Source organism: Streptomyces sp. NPDC032091 (assembly GCF_055580265.1).
Genome location: NZ_JBVILR010000001.1, coordinates 220,902 through 236,607 on the forward strand (window position 1 = coordinate 220,902; position 15,706 = coordinate 236,607).

The following is a 15,706-nucleotide window of genomic DNA, read 5'->3' on the forward strand; positions in this document are numbered from 1 at the left end:
GAGGCCCTTAAGTGAAGCGCGGCGCGGCCCCTTCGCGGCAGGGTGCGCATCGCATTTATGCGCGTTCTTGGTTCACACCCCGTGTGAATCGGGCACACCGGCCCCCGCGCGCACCCCGCAGCCACTAGCCTGAAGCCGACGAGCCCTTGGAGGGGCCCATGCAGCCCAACGCCCTGCTCGACGCCCTCCTCGCCGAGGCGGGCATGTCCCACGCCGGACTCGCCGCGCACGTCAACCAGGCGGGACGGTCCCGCGGACTCGCGCTGCGCTACGAACACACCGCGGTCTCCCGCTGGTTGAAGGGGCAGCGGCCCCGCGGCCAGGTGCCCGACCTGATCTGCGAGGTGCTGGGCGGACGCCTGCACCGCCCGGTCGGCCTCGACGACATCGGGCTCGGCATCCCCGGCCGGCAGACCCCGCACGCCGCCCGGCTCAGCGGCTTCGTGGACCGCGCCACCGCCCTGTGGCGCTCCGACGAGCTGGGCCGGCCCGCGCAGCTCACCGCGCAGGCCCTCACCGGCACCCCCGCCGTGATCCCGGTGTGGGAGTGGGAGAACCCGCCGGAGGACGCGGACGTGTCCCGCGCGGGCACGCACCGGATCGGCCCCGAGCACATCGAGATCCTGCGGGCCGCCCGCGCCCACTACGAGCTGATGTACCGCCGGGCCGGAGGCATGGCCACCCGCGCCCGCATCGTCCGCTTCCTCGGCAGCGAGACCGCCCCCATGCTGCGCGGCGGCTACCCCGACGCCGTCGGCCGGCAACTGCACCGTGCCACCGGGTCCCTGGTGGCGGTCGCGGGCATCTGCGCGTACGACTCCGACGCGCACGGGCTCGCCCAGCGCTACTTCCACCAGGCCCTGCGCCTCGCCAAGGCCAGCGGGGACCGGGGGCTCGGCGCGTACGTCATCGCCCTGCTGGTCAACCAGTCCCTGCACCTGCGGGACTTCCGCCAGGCCGTGGCCTTCGCCGAGGCCGCGCTGCGCGCCGCGGGCCGGCAGACCACCCCGGCGCTGGCCGCCGACCTGTACGCGATGCAGGCCAAGGCCTACGCCCAACTCGGGGACACCGCGGCCGCGCTGGCCTGCATCCGGCGGGCCGAGGCGGCCGCCGAGCGGATCCGGCCCGGCACCGAGCCCGCCGAGACGGGCTACGTCCAGCCCGGGCTGGTCAACGTACAGGTGGCGGAGGCGCTGCTCAGCCTGGGGGACCTGGACGCCGCGCACGAGCAGGCGGCCGAGGCCGTCGGCACCCCCGCGCACGACCGGGGACGGGTGCACCGGCTGGCCATGCTGTGCGAGATCCAGCTGCGCCAGGGGGAGGCGGACCGGGCCGTGGCCTCGGCGGCCGAAATGGCCGAACGGGCCAAGGGGATGGAGTCGCTGCGCCTGCGGGACCGGCTGCGGGCGGTCCGCGAAGCCCTGCTGGACAGCGGCTGTGCCGGGGCTCAGGAGACCGCCGACCTCATCGACGGGGCGCTGCGCGTTCCCCTGTGACCGTCCCAGCTGCTGCCATGTTGCCACCTACGAACCGGAAGGCGGCAATACCGTGCAGTGGACGAACCTGAGCGAGCAGACCGTGTACAAGAACCGCTGGTTCGACGTGAACCTGGCGGACGTGGAACTTCCCGACGGCCGGCACCTGGACCACTTCGTCATCCGGCTGCGGCCGGTGGCCGTGGCCACGGCCGTCAACGAGGCGGACGAGGTGCTGCTGCTGTGGCGGCACCGGTTCATCACCGACAGCTGGGGGTGGGAGCTGCCCGCGGGGGTGGTCGAGGACGGGGAGTCCGTCGAGGCGGCCGCCGCACGGGAGATGGAGGAGGAGTCGGGCTGGCGGCCCGGCCCGCTCCACCACCTGATGACCGTCGAGCCCTCCAACGGGCTGACGGACGCCCGCCACCACCTCTACTGGGCGGAGGGGGCCACCCGCGTCGGCGAACCGGAGGACGGGTTCGAGTCCTCGCGCCGCGAGTGGGTGCCCCTCAAGCTCGTCCCGGACATGATCGGGCGCGGGGAGGTCCCGGCCGCGAACATGGCGGCCGGCCTCCTCCTGCTGCACCACCTCAGGCTGGGCTAGCGTCCTCGCGCGCGGCGGCCGGCCGGCGCCGGGCCGCCGCCCGCTGGGCCCGCCGGCCGAGGTTCTGCATCGGTATCTCGACCAGCCGGTACAGCAGATGGCTCACGACCAGCACCGCCGCCAGGTACAGCGCGGTCCAGGCGATCCTGCCGGACACCGAGGACGGCAGCGGCGGCACCCCCGCCAGGGGGCCGAGCAGGTGCTTCAGCGGCAGGTGGACGAGGTACAGGGAGTAGCTGACCGCGCCGAGCCAGGTGAGCACCCGCGGGAAGCGCCGCCGCCGGAGCAGGAAGCCGAGCCCGAACACGGCCCAGGCGGCCAGGTAGGCCGCCGACCAGGACAGCCAGCCACGGGTCCAGGTGTGGTCCTCGAAGCCGTTCCGGTTGTAGAGCGGGCCGACCAGCACGCCCGCGACGACCACGAAGCCGCAGGCCAGCAGGGCGGGGACCCGGCGGCGGGGGGCGTGCTGCGCCCGGTACACCGCCGTTCCGGCGAACATCGTCGCGAAGATCGTCCACGTCTCGTACCCGGGGGCCCGGCTGTTCAGGGTGACCAGCACCAGCCCCAGCCCGCCGAGCAGCAGCGCCCCGGCGCGGGTCGGTCCGGGCCGGCCGCTGAGCACCCCGGCGAATCCCGCGAGCACGACCGGGACGACGGCCGGCACGAGGAACCGTACCGCCGGGGCGTCGGGCGTCAGGAGCCGCTCGCCGACGGACGTGCCGACCGCCAGGGCCAGGGCGGCGCAGCCCGCCGCGATCGGGGCGCTGTGCCGGTGCAGGCCTCGGGTGAACAGGGCGGTGACGAAGAAGTAGAAGACCATCTCGTAGCAGAGCGTCCAGGTGACGTTCATGCCGTTGGTGACCCCGAGCACGTCCTGGAGCAGCAGCCCGTTGGCGAGCAGCGAGACCGCGTCGTCGCCGGTGCGCAGGACGCGGACGGCGCTGTCGCCCGCCGGCAGCACCAGGAGCGCGACCGCGAGGGTGACGAAGAGCGCCGGATGGATCCGGAAGAACCGGCCGATCCAGAACGCGCGGACATCGCCGCGGCGTTCCAGCGAGGCCGGGATGATGTACCCGCTGACGATGAAGAACAGCATGACCCCGAACAGGCCGAGGTCGAAGCTCCGCGCCGCGGTCTGCCCGGACGGCAGCATTCCGAGCACGCCGAAATGGTGCAGGGCCACGACCAGGGCGGCGAGGCCGCGCAGCGCGTCGAGCCAGCCGAGCCGCGCGGCAGCCGGGACCGCGGCCGCGGCCGGGGAGGGGCTGGGGGCGACGGCGGACGGGAGCCGCGCCGCTGCGGTCCTGGGGCTGTTCACGGAGGGACCCTAGCCGCACCCCGGCCGCCGCGAGGGCGACCGAGGCACTTCTCACACGGGGTGCGCGGCCGCTCAGCCGTACGGGTAGAAGCCCGAGCCCGTCTTGCGGCCCAGGCGGCCCGCGTCGACCATCCGCTGGAGCAGCGGGGGAGCGGCGTACAGCGGCTCCTTGTACTCGGCGTACATCGAGTCGGCGATCGACGCGATGGTGTCCAGGCCGATCAGGTCGGACAGCTTCAGCGGGCCCATGGGGTGGGCGCAGCCCAGCTCCATGCCGTTGTCGATGTCCTCGCGGCTCGCGATGCCGGACTCGAACATCCGGATCGCGGACAGCAGGTAGGGCACGAGGAGGGCGTTGACGACGAACCCGGACCGGTCCTGGGCGCGCACGGCGTGCTTGCCCAGCACGTCCCGCACCAGGGCCTCGGCCCGCTTCACGGTCTCCTCGCCCGTCGTCAGCGCCGGGATCAGCTCCACGAGCCGCTGCACGGGCGCCGGGTTGAAGAAGTGGATGCCGATGACCTGGTCGGGCCGCGAGGTGGCGACGGCCAGCTTGACCAGCGGGATCGAGGAGGTGTTGGAGGCGAGGATCGCGTCCGGGCGGGTGATCACCTGGTCGAGGACCTGGAAGATCTCCGTCTTGACCTGCTCGTTCTCGACGACGGCCTCGATGACGAGGTCGCGGTCGGCGAACTCGCCGAGGTCGGTGGTGAAGGTGAGGCGGGCCAGGGTGGCGTCCCGCTCCTCCTCGCTGATCTTGCCGCGTTCGGCGGCCTTGGTCAGCGAGTTGTGCAGCCGGGTGCGCCCGATCTCCAGGGCCTCCCCGGTGGTCTCGGCGACCTTCACCTCAAGACCGCTGCGGGCGCACACCTCCGCGATGCCCGCGCCCATCTGGCCACAGCCCACCACGCCGACCCGGGTGATGTCGGTCGGGAGGGTAGAGAGGTCCGTCACATCGTGCCTTTCGCTGCTCATCCATCGCGGGTCCCCCGTAGTTCGGCAGTGGTAACTGCATCCCGGCGCCCGCCACGCCCCCCGACGTTACTGCCTTCCTTGCCGCCGGTGGCGGGGCGGGGCGGGCATGCTGGGCGTTCGCGAAGCGTTGTCACGGAGTGGAACGGAGTCGTCACATGGCGTACATCGGACGGCGGGGGCTGCTGGCGGGAGCGGCGGGGGCGGTGGCCGCCGCGGCGGGTGGGGGCCCTGCGCAGGCGGCCCCCGGCCCGGCGGGGCCGGCCCGGGGGGCCGCCGGGGCCAGGGTCGGGGGCGGGGGGCGGGCGGCGGCCCGGGAGTTCCGGGGGGTGTGGATCGCGACCGTGCAGAACGTGGACTGGCCCTCGGCCTCGGGCCTCACCGCCCGGGACCAGCGCGCCGGGCTGATCGCCCACCTGGACACCGCCGTCCGGCGCCGGCTGAACGCGGTGGTCCTCCAGGTCCGGCCGGCCGCGGACTCCTTCTGGCCCTCCGCGCGCGAACCCTGGTCGCAGTGGCTGACCGGGACGCAGGGCGAGGACCCGGGCTGGGACCCGCTGGGCACGGCGGTCACCGAGGCGCACGCGCGCGGCCTGGAACTGCACGCCTGGTTCAACCCCTACCGGGTGGCCAACCACACCGACCCCTCCCGGCTCGCGGCCGCGCACCCGGCCCGCCGCAACCCCGACTGGGTGGTCCCGTACGGCGGCAAGCTCTACTACAACCCGGGGCTGCCCCAGGTGCGGGCCTTCGTGCAGGAGGCGATGCTCGACGCCGTCTCCCGCTACCCGGTCGACGGGGTCCACTGGGACGACTACTTCTACCCGTACCCGGTGGAGGGGGAGTACTTCGACGACGACGACGCCTACGCCGAGTACGGGGCCTCCTTCGGCTCCCGCGCCGCCTGGCGCCGCCACAACACCGACGCGCTGGTCTCCGAGATGAGCCGGCGGCTGCGCCAGGTCCGCCCGGCGGCGCGCTTCGGGGTCAGCCCCTTCGCGGTGTGGCGCAACCGGGACACCGACCCGCTCGGGTCGCCGACCCGGGCGGGCGTGCAGACGTACGACGACCTGTACGCGGACACCCGCAAGTGGGTCACCGAGGGCTGGCTCGACTACATCGCGCCGCAGGCGTACTGGCAGATCGGCCATCCGCAGGCCGACTACGCGGCGATCGTGCCCTGGTGGGCGAAGACCGTCGCGGGCACCGGCGTGGACCTGTACGTCGGCGAGGCGCTGTACCGCTGCGACGCGAACAGCTCCACGCCCGCCTGGCGCGATCCGGCGGAGCTGTCGAAGCACCTGACCTTCGCCGGGAAGTACCCGGAGGTCCGCGGCCACGTCTACTTCTCGGCGAAGCAGGTGGCCGCGGACCCCAACGGTGCCATGGCCCGGGTCGTCGCCGACCACTACCAGGCGGTGGCGGCGCCGCGCTGACGCGATGTCAGGCGGCCGGTTCGGCGGGTGGTCCCCGGTTTCCGACGGGTGGTCCGTCCGGCGGGCGGATCAGCGCCGGGTGGTGGCCGCGCCCTCGGCCCGGTCCGGGTGGCGCACCACGCAGTCGGGGCCGGGGGACATGACGGCGTCGTGCCCGTCCGGGAAGTGCACCCGGTAGGGGGGCGCGCCGTTCTCGCCCAGCACCTCGACGATCTCGCCCACCCTGTCGTGCTGGCCCACGATCCTGCCGTGCTGTACCAGCTGGTCGCCCTCGGTCGCTCGCATCTGCTGACCTCCCTCGGAACAGGTCCGGTCCGGTGCCAGTAGTTTAGGCCGATCCGGGGCTATTTGACCCGTTGGGTCACGGTGATGCAGACCAGGACCGCCCCGGCGGCCAGCGGGGTCGCCGGGGACAGCCGCTCGCCCAGCAGCGCCACCGACCAGACCAGGGTCAGCAGTGGCTGGGCGAGCTGGAGCTGGCTGGCGCGCGGGGCGCCGATCGCGGCCATGCCGCGGTACCAGACGTACAGCCCGAGGAAGGTCGACCCGGCCGCCGCCCACACCAGGCCGGCCACTCCGTGCCAGGTCGGGTGCACCGGCTCGGTCGCGAGCCCGAGCACGGAGCCGGCCAGCGAGAGCGGCAGGCACAGCACCAGGGCCCAGCCGATCACCTGCCACCCCGGCATCAGCCGGGCCAGGCGCCCGCCCTCGGTGTAGCCGGCCGCGCAGACCAGCAGGGCCCCGAACAGGTAGGCGTCCCCGGCCGAGGGGGCGCCGCCGCTCTGCGCCAGGGTGAAGGCGAGGACCACCAGGGCCCCGGCGACGGCCGCCGCCCAGAAGGCCCGCGGGGGCCGGGTCCCGGTGCGCAGGGCCGACAGGGCGGCGGTGGTCAGCGGCAGCAGGCCCACCACGACGGCGGCGTGCGAGGTGGTGGAGGTGCGCAGGGCGAGCGTGGTCAGCAGGGGGAAGCCCACGACCACCCCGCCGGCCACGACGGCCAGCCCCGCCCAGTGCGCGCGGGCCGGCAGCGGGACCCGCCCGGCGAGCAGGAAGCCGCTCGCGATGACGGCGGCCAGCGCGCTGCGCAGGGCCACGAGGGACCAGGGGCCGAAGCTCTCCAGGCCCCAGGCGGTGGCGGGGAAGGTCAGCGAGAAGGCGACCACGCCGAGGAGGGCGAGGGCGGTACCGCCGCGGGCGGCGCTGCTGTGGCCCCCCACCTGGACTGCTATCGGGCTCGGGCGAGTAGCGCTATTCTGTGCTGTCATGTACGAGCGTAGCAGTGTGGCGGAACTGGCGGAATCCCTGCGGTCAGAGCTGGACCGCTACCCGGTGGGTGGAAAGCTCCCATCGAGCCGGGCCCTGGTCGAGCGCTACCGCGTCAGCCCCGTCACCGTCTCCCGGGCCCTCGCGCAGCTCGCCGCCGAGGGGCTCGTCGTCACCCGGCCCGGCGCCGGCGCCTACCGCGCCCACCCCCGGACGGCCGGCCCCGCGCCCGGGGACACCTCCTGGCAGGAGGTCGCGCTGAGCGCCGAGGGAGCCGGGGACGTGGTGCCGCGCTCCGTGGACGCCTCCGGGTTGCAGATCTCGCTGGCCGCGTCGCCGCCCGGGGTCATCGAGCTCAACGGCGGCTACCTGCACCCCTCGCTCCAGCCCGAGCGGGCCATGGCCGCCGCCCTGGCCCGGGCCGGGCGCCGGCCCGGGGCCTGGGGCCGCCCGCCGCTGGAAGGGCTGCCCGAGCTGCGTGACTGGTTCGCCCGGGAGATCGGGGGCGCGGTGGGGGCGCTGGGCGCCGCCGACGTGATGATCACCGCGGGCGGCCAGAGCGCCCTGACCACCGCCCTGCGGGCGCTGGCCCCGCCGGGCGCGCCCGTCCTGGTGGAGTCGCCCACCTACCCCGGGCTGCTGGCCATCGCCCGCGCCTCGGGTTGCCGCCCCGTGCCCGTCCCGGTGGACGCCGACGGGGTCCGGCCCGAACTGCTGGCCGCCGCCTTCGAGGCCACGGGCGCCCGGGTCTTCGTCTGCCAGCCGCTGTTCCAGAACCCGACGGGAGCCGTCCTGTCCGCCGAGCGGCGGCCCGAGGTGCTGCGGATCGCCCGGGCCGCCGGGGCCTTCGTGGTCGAGGACGACTACGCCCGCAACCTCGCCCACGAGGACGCGGGCCCCCTGCCCGCGACCCTGGCCGCCGAGGACGCCGACGGGATCGTCGTCCACGTGCGCTCCCTGACGAAGGCCACCTCCCCCAGCCTGCGCGTCGGCGCGCTCGCCGCCCGGGGCCCGGTCCTGGACCGGCTGCGCGCCATCCAGGTCGTGGACAGCTTCTTCGTGCCCCGCCCGCTCCAGGAGGCCGCCCTCGAACTGGTCGGCGCCCCCGCCTGGCCCCGCCACCTGCGCGCCGTCGCCGCCGAGCTGCGCCACCGCCGCGACGTGCTCGCGGGGGCCCTGCGCCGTGAGCTTCCGGGGGCGCAGGTGCCGCACCTGCCGCACGGGAGCTACCAGCTGTGGGTGCGCCCGGCCGGCGGCGGGAGCGACGCGGAGTTCGCGGCGGCGGCCCTGCGCGCCGGGGTCGCGGTCGCGCCCGGCCGCCCGTACTTCTGCGCCGAGCCGCCGGCCGCGTACGTCCGGATGAGCTTCGCCGGGGTCTCGGGCCCGGGGGAGCTGGTGGAGGCCGTCCAGCGGCTGCGCGGTGGGTTGGGCCGGCTCTGACCTGCGGCCCCGGCGCGAGGGCCGTGCCTGCGGGCCGGGGCCCAAATCCCGTTGAGACGGCGGATCCCCGCGCCTAGCCTGCGGCTCATGACCGAGATCGAAATCACCTCCCTGTCCCGCCGTCCCGAGCTGGCCTCCCGGCTCTGGGACATGGAGGACTCCTGGCCCGCGTTCGCCCAGCACGACTCCGTGGCCTGGCTGCTCTACCCGCGCCTGGTCGCGGAGTTCCCGGACTACGTGTTCATCGCCACCGACGGCGACGAGGTCGTGGCCCGGGCCTTCAGCGTGCCCTTCGCCCTGCACTGCGCCGAGCGCGGCGGGGTGCTGCCCGCCCAGGGCTGGGACCGGGTGCTGATGTGGGCCTTCTCCGACCTGCGGCGCGGGATCCGCCCCGACACCGTGAGCGCCCTGGAGATCTCCGTCGCCGCGGGCCGGCAGGGGCGGGGGCTCTCCGGCCGGATGCTGGCCGCGATGCGGGACGGCGCCCGCGCCGCCGGGTTCACCGAGGTGGTGGCCCCGGTCCGGCCCAGCGGGAAGCCGGCCGAGCCGCACACGCCGATGTCCGAGTACGCGTACCGCACCCGCGAGGACGGCCTCCCGTACGACCCGTGGCTGCGGGTCCACGTCCGGGCCGGGGCGGTCATCGACTCGGTGGCCCCGCTCTCGATGACCGTGACCGGCTCACTCGCCCAGTGGCGCGAGTGGACCGGACTCCCCTTCGACGGGCCCGGACGGATCCGCGTCCCCGGCGCGCTGAGCCTCGTCCACTGCGAGCCGGAGCACGACTACGCCGTCTACGTCGAACCCAACGTCTGGGTCCGCCACCCGCTCACGGCGCCCACGGACTGAACGCCGCGTTTGATTGGCGGTGCCGGGCAATGGGCGCGGTCAATCCGCGGCCCCCGCTAGGTTGCCCGCATGATCGAGATTCGTGGGGCGGGTGCGGTCGACGGGGACGCGCTCGGGGAGATCCACGCAGCCGCCTGGGGGGCCGCGTACGGCCCCTTCTTCACCCCCGAGTTCGCCGCGGCGGGCGTCGCCGACCGGCGCGCCCGCTGGCACGGCCGCGTCACCGACGGCCCGGGGACGGTCCTGCTGGCCCTGGCCGACGGCCGCCCCCTGGCCCTGTCCTGGTACCGCCCCTCGGACACCCGGCCCCCGGGCACCGCCGAGATCCTCAGCTTCTACGCGCACCCCGACGGCTGGGGCACCGGCGTCGCCGCCGCCCTGATGACCGGCACGCTGGTGCGGCTGCGCGCCGACGGTTTCACCGCCGCGCATCTGTGGACCCTGCGCGACACGCCCCGCTCCCGGCGCTTCTACTCCAGGTCCGGGTTCGTCGCGAGCGGCGCCTCGCGCCCCTGTGACTTCGGCGACGGCCACCCCCTTGAACAGGTCGAATACGAGCGGGACTGTTGAGGTGCGGGACCCCGGGAACCCTTTGCATAACCCTGCAAAGGTACGTATAGTCATGCCATCGAAGAGGAGGGTCCGATGGTGGTACGTGTAGCGGTGGCCGGAGCGAGCGGATACGCGGGCGGTGAGGTCCTGCGCCTGCTGCTCTCCCACCCCGAGGTGGAGATCGGCGCGCTGACCGGACACTCCAACGCCGGACAGCTCCTCGGCAGCCTGCAGCCGCACCTGGTGCCGCTCGCCGGCCGGACCCTGGAGCCGACCACGGCCGAGGTCCTCGCCGGCCACGACGTCGTCTTCCTCGCGCTTCCGCACGGGCAGTCCGCCGCCGTCGCCGCCGAGCTCGGCGACGAGGTGCTCGTCGTCGACATGGGCGCCGACCACCGGCTGAAGGACTCCGCCGACTGGGACCGCTTCTACGGCGCCCCGCACGCCGGGACCTGGCCCTACGGCCTGCCCGAGCTGCCCGGAGCCCGGGCCGCCCTGGCCGGGAGCAGGCGCATCGCCGTGCCCGGCTGCTTCCCCACCGCCGTCTCGCTCGCGCTGTACCCCGCCTACCAGGCGCGGCTCGCCGAGCCCGAGGCCGTGGTCGTCGCCGCCACCGGCACCTCCGGCGCGGGCAAGGCCCTCAAGCCGCACCTGCTCGGCTCCGAGGTCATGGGCACCGTCAGCCCCTACGGCGTCGGCGGCGTCCACCGCCACACCCCCGAGATGGTGCAGAACCTCTCCCCCCTCGCCGGGGAGCGGGTCTCCGTCTCCTTCACCCCCCACCTCGTGCCCATGGCGCGCGGCATCCTCGCCACCTGCTCGGCCAAGGCCCGCCCCGGCACCACGGCGGAATCCCTGCGCGCCGCCTACGAGAAGGCGTACGCGGACGAGACCTTCGTCCAGCTGCTCCCCGAGGGCGTCTGGCCGACCACGAAGTCGGTGTACGGCTCCAACTCCGTGCACCTCCAGGTCGCCTACGACGAGTCCGCCCGGCGGATCATCGCCATCAGCGCGATCGACAACCTGACCAAGGGCACCGCCGGCGGCGCGGTGCAGAGCATGAACATCGCCCTCGGCCTCCCCGAGGCGACGGGACTTTCCACGATCGGAGTCGCACCGTGAGCGTCACGGCAGCACAGGGATTCACGGCGGCGGGCATCGCCGCCGGGATCAAGGCGAACGGCAACCCCGACCTGGCCCTCGTGGTCAACACCGGGCCGCGACTGGCCGCCGCCGGCGTCTTCACCTCCAACCGCGTCAAGGCCGCGCCGGTCCGCTGGTCCGAGCAGGTCCTGCGCGGCGGCACCGTCAGCGCCGTCGTCCTCAACTCCGGCGGAGCCAACGCCTGCACCGGCCCCAAGGGCTTCCAGGACACCCACGCCACCGCGGAGAAGGTCGCCGCCACCCTCAACGAGCACGGTCCGGGCGGCGAGCACAACGCCGGCGAGATCGCCGTCGCCTCCACCGGCCTGATCGGCGTCCTGCTCCCGATGGACAAGCTGCTGCCCGGCATCGAGACGGCCGCCGCCGCCCTCTCCGCCGACGGCGGCGAGGCCGCGGCCATCGCCATCAAGACCACCGACACCGTGCACAAGACGGCCACCGCCGGCCAGGACGGCTGGACCGTCGGCGGCATGGCCAAGGGCGCGGGCATGCTCGCCCCGGGCCTCGCCACCATGCTCGTCGTCCTCACCACCGACGCCGACCTGGACGCCGCCACCCTGGACAAGGCGCTGCGCGACGCCACCCGCACCACCTTCGACCGGGTCGACTCCGACGGCTGCATGTCCACCAACGACACGGTGCTGCTGCTCGCCTCCGGCGCCTCCGGGCAGGTCCCGGCGTACGAGGACTTCGCCGCCGCCGTCCGCGCGGTCTGCGACGACCTCGCCCGCCAGCTCATCGGCGACGCCGAGGGAGCCAGCAAGGACATCCGCATCGAGGTGATCGGCGCGGCCAGCGAGGACGACGCGGTCGAGGTCGGCCGGTCCATCGCCCGCAACAACCTGCTCAAGTGCGCCATCCACGGCGAGGACCCCAACTGGGGCCGGGTGCTCTCCGCCATCGGCACCACCGGCGCGGCCTTCGACCCGGACCGCCTCAACGTCGCCATCAACGGCGTGTGGGTCTGCAAGAACGGCGCGGTCGGCGAGGACCGCGACCTGGTCTCCATGAAGGGGCGCGAGGTGCGCATCACCGCGGACCTGTCGACCGGCGGCGAGTCGGCGGTCATCTGGGCCAACGACCTGACGGCCGAGTACGTCCACGAGAACAGCGCGTACTCGTCATGAGCGCCGCGAGGAAGCACACCGCGCTGCCCAAGGCGCAGATCCTCATCGAGGCCCTGCCCTGGCTCACCCGCCACAACGGCAAGATCGTCGTGATCAAGTTCGGCGGCAACGCCATGATCGACGAGGACCTGAAGGCGGCCTTCGCCCAGGACGTGGTCTTCCTGCGCCAGGCCGGCCTCAAGCCCGTCGTGGTGCACGGCGGCGGCCCGCAGATCAAGGCGCAGCTCGCCAAGGAGGGCCTGGTCAGCGAGTTCAAGGCCGGCCTGCGCGTCACCACCCCCGAGGCGATGGACATCGTTCGCATGGTGCTGGCCGGGCAGGTCCAGCGCGAGCTGGTCGGACTGCTCAACCAGCACGGCCCGCTCGCCGTCGGCATGACCGGCGAGGACGCCCACACCATCACCGCCACCCAGCACAAGCCGCAGATCGAGGGCGAGCTCGTCGACATCGGCCGGGTCGGGGAGATCACCTCCATCGACACCGGAGCGATCGAGGCCCTCCTCGCGGACGGCCGGATCCCGGTCATCTCCTCCATCGCCCGCAGCGCCGACGACGGCCACGTCTACAACGTCAACGCGGACACCGCCGCCGCCGCCCTGGCGGCCGCCCTCGGCGCCGAGACGCTGATGGTCCTCACCGACGTCGAGGGCCTGTACGCGGACTGGCCCAACAGCGACGAGGTCATCAGCCGGCTCACCGTCAGCGAGCTGGAGAAGCTGCTGCCCGATCTGTCCAGCGGCATGGTCCCCAAGATGGAGGGCTGCCTGCACGCCGTACGGGGCGGCGTCCCCACGGCCCGCGTCCTCGACGGACGCGTCCAGCACTCGATTTTGCTGGAGATCTTCACCGACCAGGGCATCGGCACGATGGTCCTGCCCGACCCGGTACCGGGCACACCGCAAGGGGGAACACAGTGACGCACAACGAGGAGTACGCCGCCCGCTGGCAGGGCGCGCTCACGAACAACTACGGCACCCCGGCCGTGGCCCTCGTACGCGGTGAGGGCGCGCAGGTCTGGGACGCGGACGGCAAGCAGTACACCGACTACGTCGGCGGCATCGCGGTCAACGCCCTCGGCCACGCCCACCCGGCGATCGTCGACGCCGTCACCACGCAGATCCGGACCCTCGGCCACGTCTCCAACCTGTTCACCTCCGAGCCGGTCATCGCCCTCGGCGAGCGGCTGCTCCAGCTGTTCGGCCGAGAGGGACGGGTCTTCTTCTGCAACTCCGGCACAGAGGCGGTCGAGGCCGTCTTCAAGATCGGTCGGCTCACCGGCCGGACCCACATGGTCGCCACCGACGGCGGCTTCCACGGCCGCACCATGGGCGCCCTCGCGCTCACCGGCCAGCCGAAGAAGCAGGCCCCCTTCGAGCCGCTGCCCGGCGACGTCACCCACGTCCCCTACGGTGACGTGGAGGCCCTGCGGGCCGCCGTCACCGATGAGACCGCGCTCGTCCTCATCGAGCCGGTCCAGGGCGAGAACGGCGTGGTCGTCCCGCCCCCCGGCTACCTGACGGCCGCCCGCGAGATCACCCGGGCCACCGGCACCCTGCTCGCCCTCGACGAGGTCCAGACCGGCATCGGGCGCTGCGGCACCTGGTTCGAGTACCAGCGGCACGAGGGCGTCGACCCCGATCTCGTCACCCTCGCCAAGGGCCTCGGCGGCGGTCTGCCCATCGGCGCCGTGGCCGCCTTCGGCCCGACCGCCGGGCTGCTCCAGCCCGGCCAGCACGGCACCACCTTCGGCGGCAACCCGGTCGCCTGCGCCGCCGGCCTCGCGGTGATCGACACCATCGCCACCGAGGGCCTGCTCGACCAGGTCAAGGCCCGGGGCGAACGGCTGCGCTCCGGAATCGAAGCCTCCGGTCACGGGCTGGTCTCCCACGTCCGCGGCTCGGGCCTGTTGCTGGGTATCGTGCTGACGGAGCCCCTCGCACCGCAGGTGCAGCTGGCGGCCCAGCAGGCCGGATTCCTGGTCAACGCGCCCGCCCCCGACGTCGTACGGCTGATGCCCCCGTTCGTCATCACCGAGGCCGAGGTCGACGCGTTCGTCCGGGCACTTCCCGGCATCCTCGACGAAGCGGGACGATCCGGAGAATGAGACGACGATGAGCCAGGCGCAGGAGCACGATCAGAACGGCGGCCCCTCCGTTCCGCAGACCCGCACCGCCCGCCACCGCCGGATCGTGGACATCCTCAACCGGCAGCCGGTCCGCTCCCAGAGCCAGCTGGCCAAGCTGCTCGCCGACGACGGGCTGAGCGTCACCCAGGCGACGCTCTCCCGCGACCTCGACGAGCTGGGCGCGGTGAAGATCCGCAACACCGGCGGCGAGCTGATCTACGCGGTCCCCAGCGAGGGTGGCTTCCGCACCCCGCAGGCCCCGCTCGGCGAGTCGGCCAAGGAGGAGCGCATGCGACGCCTCTCCGGCGAGCTGCTGATCTCGGCCGAGGCCTCCGCGAACCTCGTGGTCCTGCGCACCCCACCGGGGGCGGCGCAGTTCCTCGCCTCGGCCATCGACCAGGCCGAACTGCACGCCGTCCTCGGCACCATCGCCGGCGACGACACCCTGATGCTCATCAGCCGCGACCCGGCCGGCGGCCAGGCCCTGGCCGACCACATGCTGCGCCTGGCGCAGAAGGAGGGCTAGCCTCGTCCGCTAGTAGCGGGTGACGGCCAGCGGGCCGTCCTCCGTGCCGATGGCGATGTGGGGGGCGCGGCGCGGGTTCGCCCAGCGCAGCAGTTCGCGCATCGCGTCCTGCGGCACGGAGACGCAACCCGCCGTCGCGCCCCTGCCGTTCACGTGCAGGAAGATGCCCGCGCCCCGGCCGCGTACCGGCTGCTCGTAGTTGAAGCCGATGACCAGCGCGTGCGCGTACTGGGTCCCGTACGCCGCCAGGTGCTCGGACTCGCCCGGCGCGCAGTCGGCGGGCAGCGGTTCCGTCCAGCGGTTGTAGGCGGCGGAGGCGTTGTCCTGGCACCACCACGAACGGTCCGTCACCCGCCGGTAGACGTACGAGGTCCCGGCCGGCGCGTGCGCGACGCCGAAGGCGTACGGCAGGTCGTACAGGCCGGTCGGGGTGGTGTTCGTACCCTGGGTCCGGGTCGTCCCCTCGGTCAGGCCGTTCGCGCCGAACCGGGCGGGCGCGCGGCCGGCCTCGAACCAGCGGCCCGCGCGCCGGTCCCACCAGGTCAGCAGACCCGTGGTGGATCCCGGCGCGGGGGCGACGGCGGTGATCAGCTGGCTGCCGCCGCCGGTGTCGGCGAGGCGTTCGGGCAGCGGGTCGGGGCCGTGCGGCCACAGCCCGGCGAGGACCAGGGAACCGGCGATGATCGCGTTGCGCAGCACGCGTCAGACGGTACGGGCCGGCGGGGCCCGGAGCGGTGCGGGCGGGCCGTGACGACCCGATCGGAGGAGCCGTTCGCCGCTCCGGCGCGGCCACGTGCGGCGCCCGCGCGCCGGTCGATGCCCCGGGCGGCGCGGCCGTACGGCAGGCGGGGCCCG

General features: G+C 74.1%; 16 protein-coding genes. 11 read left to right on the top strand and 5 right to left on the bottom strand.

The window, feature by feature from the left end; all coding sequences use genetic code 11:
- Positions 1-158 precede the first annotated feature (158 nt).
- Both ACZ5NJ_RS00980 and ACZ5NJ_RS00985 read left to right on the top strand, forming a co-directional pair.
- The gene (locus tag ACZ5NJ_RS00980; RefSeq protein ID WP_468761291.1) at positions 159-1,496 is read left to right on the top strand and encodes a transcriptional regulator; all 1,338 of its coding nucleotides are present in this window, start codon (positions 159-161) and stop codon (positions 1,494-1,496) included.
- 52 nt (positions 1,497-1,548) lie between these two features.
- Entirely contained in the window at positions 1,549-2,079 is a 531-nt protein-coding gene (locus ACZ5NJ_RS00985; protein WP_468761293.1) for an NUDIX hydrolase, read from the top strand.
- On the opposite strand, the gene ACZ5NJ_RS00990 is transcribed toward ACZ5NJ_RS00985, so the two are convergent.
- Together ACZ5NJ_RS00990 and ACZ5NJ_RS00995 are read right to left on the bottom strand one after the other, a co-directional pair.
- Complete coding sequence (locus ACZ5NJ_RS00990) at positions 2,066-3,397, bottom strand: acyltransferase family protein (protein ID WP_468761295.1); 1,332 nt, start codon at positions 3,395-3,397, stop codon at positions 2,066-2,068. The genes ACZ5NJ_RS00985 and ACZ5NJ_RS00990 overlap by 14 nt on opposite strands.
- Positions 3,398-3,469: 72 nt before the next feature.
- Entirely contained in the window at positions 3,470-4,372 is a 903-nt protein-coding gene (locus ACZ5NJ_RS00995; protein WP_389610736.1) for a 3-hydroxybutyryl-CoA dehydrogenase, read from the bottom strand.
- Positions 4,373-4,527: 155 nt separating this feature from the next.
- On the opposite strand from ACZ5NJ_RS00995, the gene ACZ5NJ_RS01000 reads away from it, so the two are divergent.
- Complete coding sequence (locus tag ACZ5NJ_RS01000) at positions 4,528-5,805, top strand: glycoside hydrolase family 10-like protein (protein WP_468761298.1); 1,278 nt, start codon at positions 4,528-4,530, stop codon at positions 5,803-5,805.
- Positions 5,806-5,874: 69 nt separating this feature from the next.
- Here ACZ5NJ_RS01000 and ACZ5NJ_RS01005 read toward each other — a convergent pair whose 3' ends face one another.
- Both ACZ5NJ_RS01005 and ACZ5NJ_RS01010 read right to left on the bottom strand, forming a co-directional pair.
- Entirely contained in the window at positions 5,875-6,090 is a 216-nt protein-coding gene (locus tag ACZ5NJ_RS01005) for a DUF1918 domain-containing protein (RefSeq protein ID WP_468761300.1), read from the bottom strand.
- Positions 6,091-6,149: 59 nt separating this feature from the next.
- Positions 6,150-7,070, bottom strand: a complete 921-nt coding sequence (locus tag ACZ5NJ_RS01010; protein WP_468761302.1) for a DMT family transporter — start codon at positions 7,068-7,070, stop codon at positions 6,150-6,152.
- Between ACZ5NJ_RS01010 and ACZ5NJ_RS01015 the strand changes: the two genes are divergently transcribed.
- The 8 genes from ACZ5NJ_RS01015 to ACZ5NJ_RS01050 all read left to right on the top strand — a co-directional run bounded on the left by ACZ5NJ_RS01015 (position 7,069) and on the right by ACZ5NJ_RS01050 (position 14,851).
- A complete protein-coding gene (locus tag ACZ5NJ_RS01015) occupies positions 7,069-8,508 on the top strand; it encodes an aminotransferase-like domain-containing protein (protein ID WP_468761304.1) in 1,440 nt (479 codons plus the stop codon). The two genes, ACZ5NJ_RS01010 and ACZ5NJ_RS01015, sit on opposite strands and share 2 nt — an antisense overlap.
- A gap of 87 nt (positions 8,509-8,595) precedes the next feature.
- Entirely contained in the window at positions 8,596-9,357 is a 762-nt protein-coding gene (locus ACZ5NJ_RS01020; RefSeq protein WP_468761306.1) for an N-acetyltransferase, read from the top strand.
- A 69-nt stretch (positions 9,358-9,426) separates the two neighbouring features.
- The gene (locus tag ACZ5NJ_RS01025; protein ID WP_468761308.1) at positions 9,427-9,927 is read left to right on the top strand and encodes a GNAT family N-acetyltransferase; all 501 of its coding nucleotides are present in this window, start codon (positions 9,427-9,429) and stop codon (positions 9,925-9,927) included.
- Between the two features lie 75 nt (positions 9,928-10,002).
- Positions 10,003-11,031, top strand: a complete 1,029-nt coding sequence (argC, locus tag ACZ5NJ_RS01030; RefSeq protein ID WP_468761310.1) for an N-acetyl-gamma-glutamyl-phosphate reductase — start codon at positions 10,003-10,005, stop codon at positions 11,029-11,031.
- On the top strand, positions 11,028-12,200 hold the full coding sequence (argJ, locus tag ACZ5NJ_RS01035) for a bifunctional glutamate N-acetyltransferase/amino-acid acetyltransferase ArgJ (protein WP_468761312.1): 1,173 nt from the start codon (positions 11,028-11,030) through the stop codon (positions 12,198-12,200). The genes argC and argJ overlap by 4 nt, the downstream gene beginning before the upstream one ends.
- Positions 12,197-13,117, top strand: coding sequence for an acetylglutamate kinase (gene argB, locus ACZ5NJ_RS01040; protein WP_468761314.1), 921 nt, complete (start codon positions 12,197-12,199; stop codon positions 13,115-13,117). Before argJ ends, argB begins: the two co-directional genes overlap by 4 nt.
- Positions 13,114-14,304 (top strand): acetylornithine transaminase, encoded by a 1,191-nt coding sequence (locus ACZ5NJ_RS01045; RefSeq protein ID WP_468761316.1) that lies wholly within the window; start codon positions 13,114-13,116, stop codon positions 14,302-14,304. The genes argB and ACZ5NJ_RS01045 overlap by 4 nt, the downstream gene beginning before the upstream one ends.
- Before the next feature lie 7 nt (positions 14,305-14,311).
- A complete protein-coding gene (locus ACZ5NJ_RS01050; protein WP_395511357.1) occupies positions 14,312-14,851 on the top strand; it encodes an arginine repressor in 540 nt (179 codons plus the stop codon).
- A 9-nt stretch (positions 14,852-14,860) separates the two neighbouring features.
- Here ACZ5NJ_RS01050 and ACZ5NJ_RS01055 read toward each other — a convergent pair whose 3' ends face one another.
- Positions 14,861-15,547 (bottom strand): L,D-transpeptidase family protein, encoded by a 687-nt coding sequence (locus ACZ5NJ_RS01055; protein ID WP_468761993.1) that lies wholly within the window; start codon positions 15,545-15,547, stop codon positions 14,861-14,863.
- Positions 15,548-15,706 lie beyond the last annotated feature (159 nt).

Excerpts from the sequence above, each read along its gene's own strand:
- ACZ5NJ_RS00980 (WP_468761291.1), top strand. The coding sequence starts at position 159 with ATGCAGCCCAACGCCCTGCTCGACGCCCTCCTCGCCGAGGCGGGCATG.
- ACZ5NJ_RS00995 (WP_389610736.1), bottom strand. The coding sequence starts at position 4,372 with ATGAGCAGCGAAAGGCACGATGTGACGGACCTCTCTACCCTCCCGACC.
- ACZ5NJ_RS01000 (WP_468761298.1), top strand. The coding sequence starts at position 4,528 with ATGGCGTACATCGGACGGCGGGGGCTGCTGGCGGGAGCGGCGGGGGCG.
- ACZ5NJ_RS01005 (WP_468761300.1), bottom strand. The coding sequence starts at position 6,090 with ATGCGAGCGACCGAGGGCGACCAGCTGGTACAGCACGGCAGGATCGTG.
- ACZ5NJ_RS01015 (WP_468761304.1), top strand. The coding sequence starts at position 7,069 with ATGTACGAGCGTAGCAGTGTGGCGGAACTGGCGGAATCCCTGCGGTCA.
- ACZ5NJ_RS01010 (WP_468761302.1), bottom strand. The coding sequence starts at position 7,070 with ATGACAGCACAGAATAGCGCTACTCGCCCGAGCCCGATAGCAGTCCAG.
- ACZ5NJ_RS01020 (WP_468761306.1), top strand. The coding sequence starts at position 8,596 with ATGACCGAGATCGAAATCACCTCCCTGTCCCGCCGTCCCGAGCTGGCC.
- ACZ5NJ_RS01025 (WP_468761308.1), top strand. The coding sequence starts at position 9,427 with ATGATCGAGATTCGTGGGGCGGGTGCGGTCGACGGGGACGCGCTCGGG.
- argC (WP_468761310.1), top strand. The coding sequence starts at position 10,003 with ATGGTGGTACGTGTAGCGGTGGCCGGAGCGAGCGGATACGCGGGCGGT.
- argB (WP_468761314.1), top strand. The coding sequence starts at position 12,197 with ATGAGCGCCGCGAGGAAGCACACCGCGCTGCCCAAGGCGCAGATCCTC.
- ACZ5NJ_RS01050 (WP_395511357.1), top strand. The coding sequence starts at position 14,312 with ATGAGCCAGGCGCAGGAGCACGATCAGAACGGCGGCCCCTCCGTTCCG.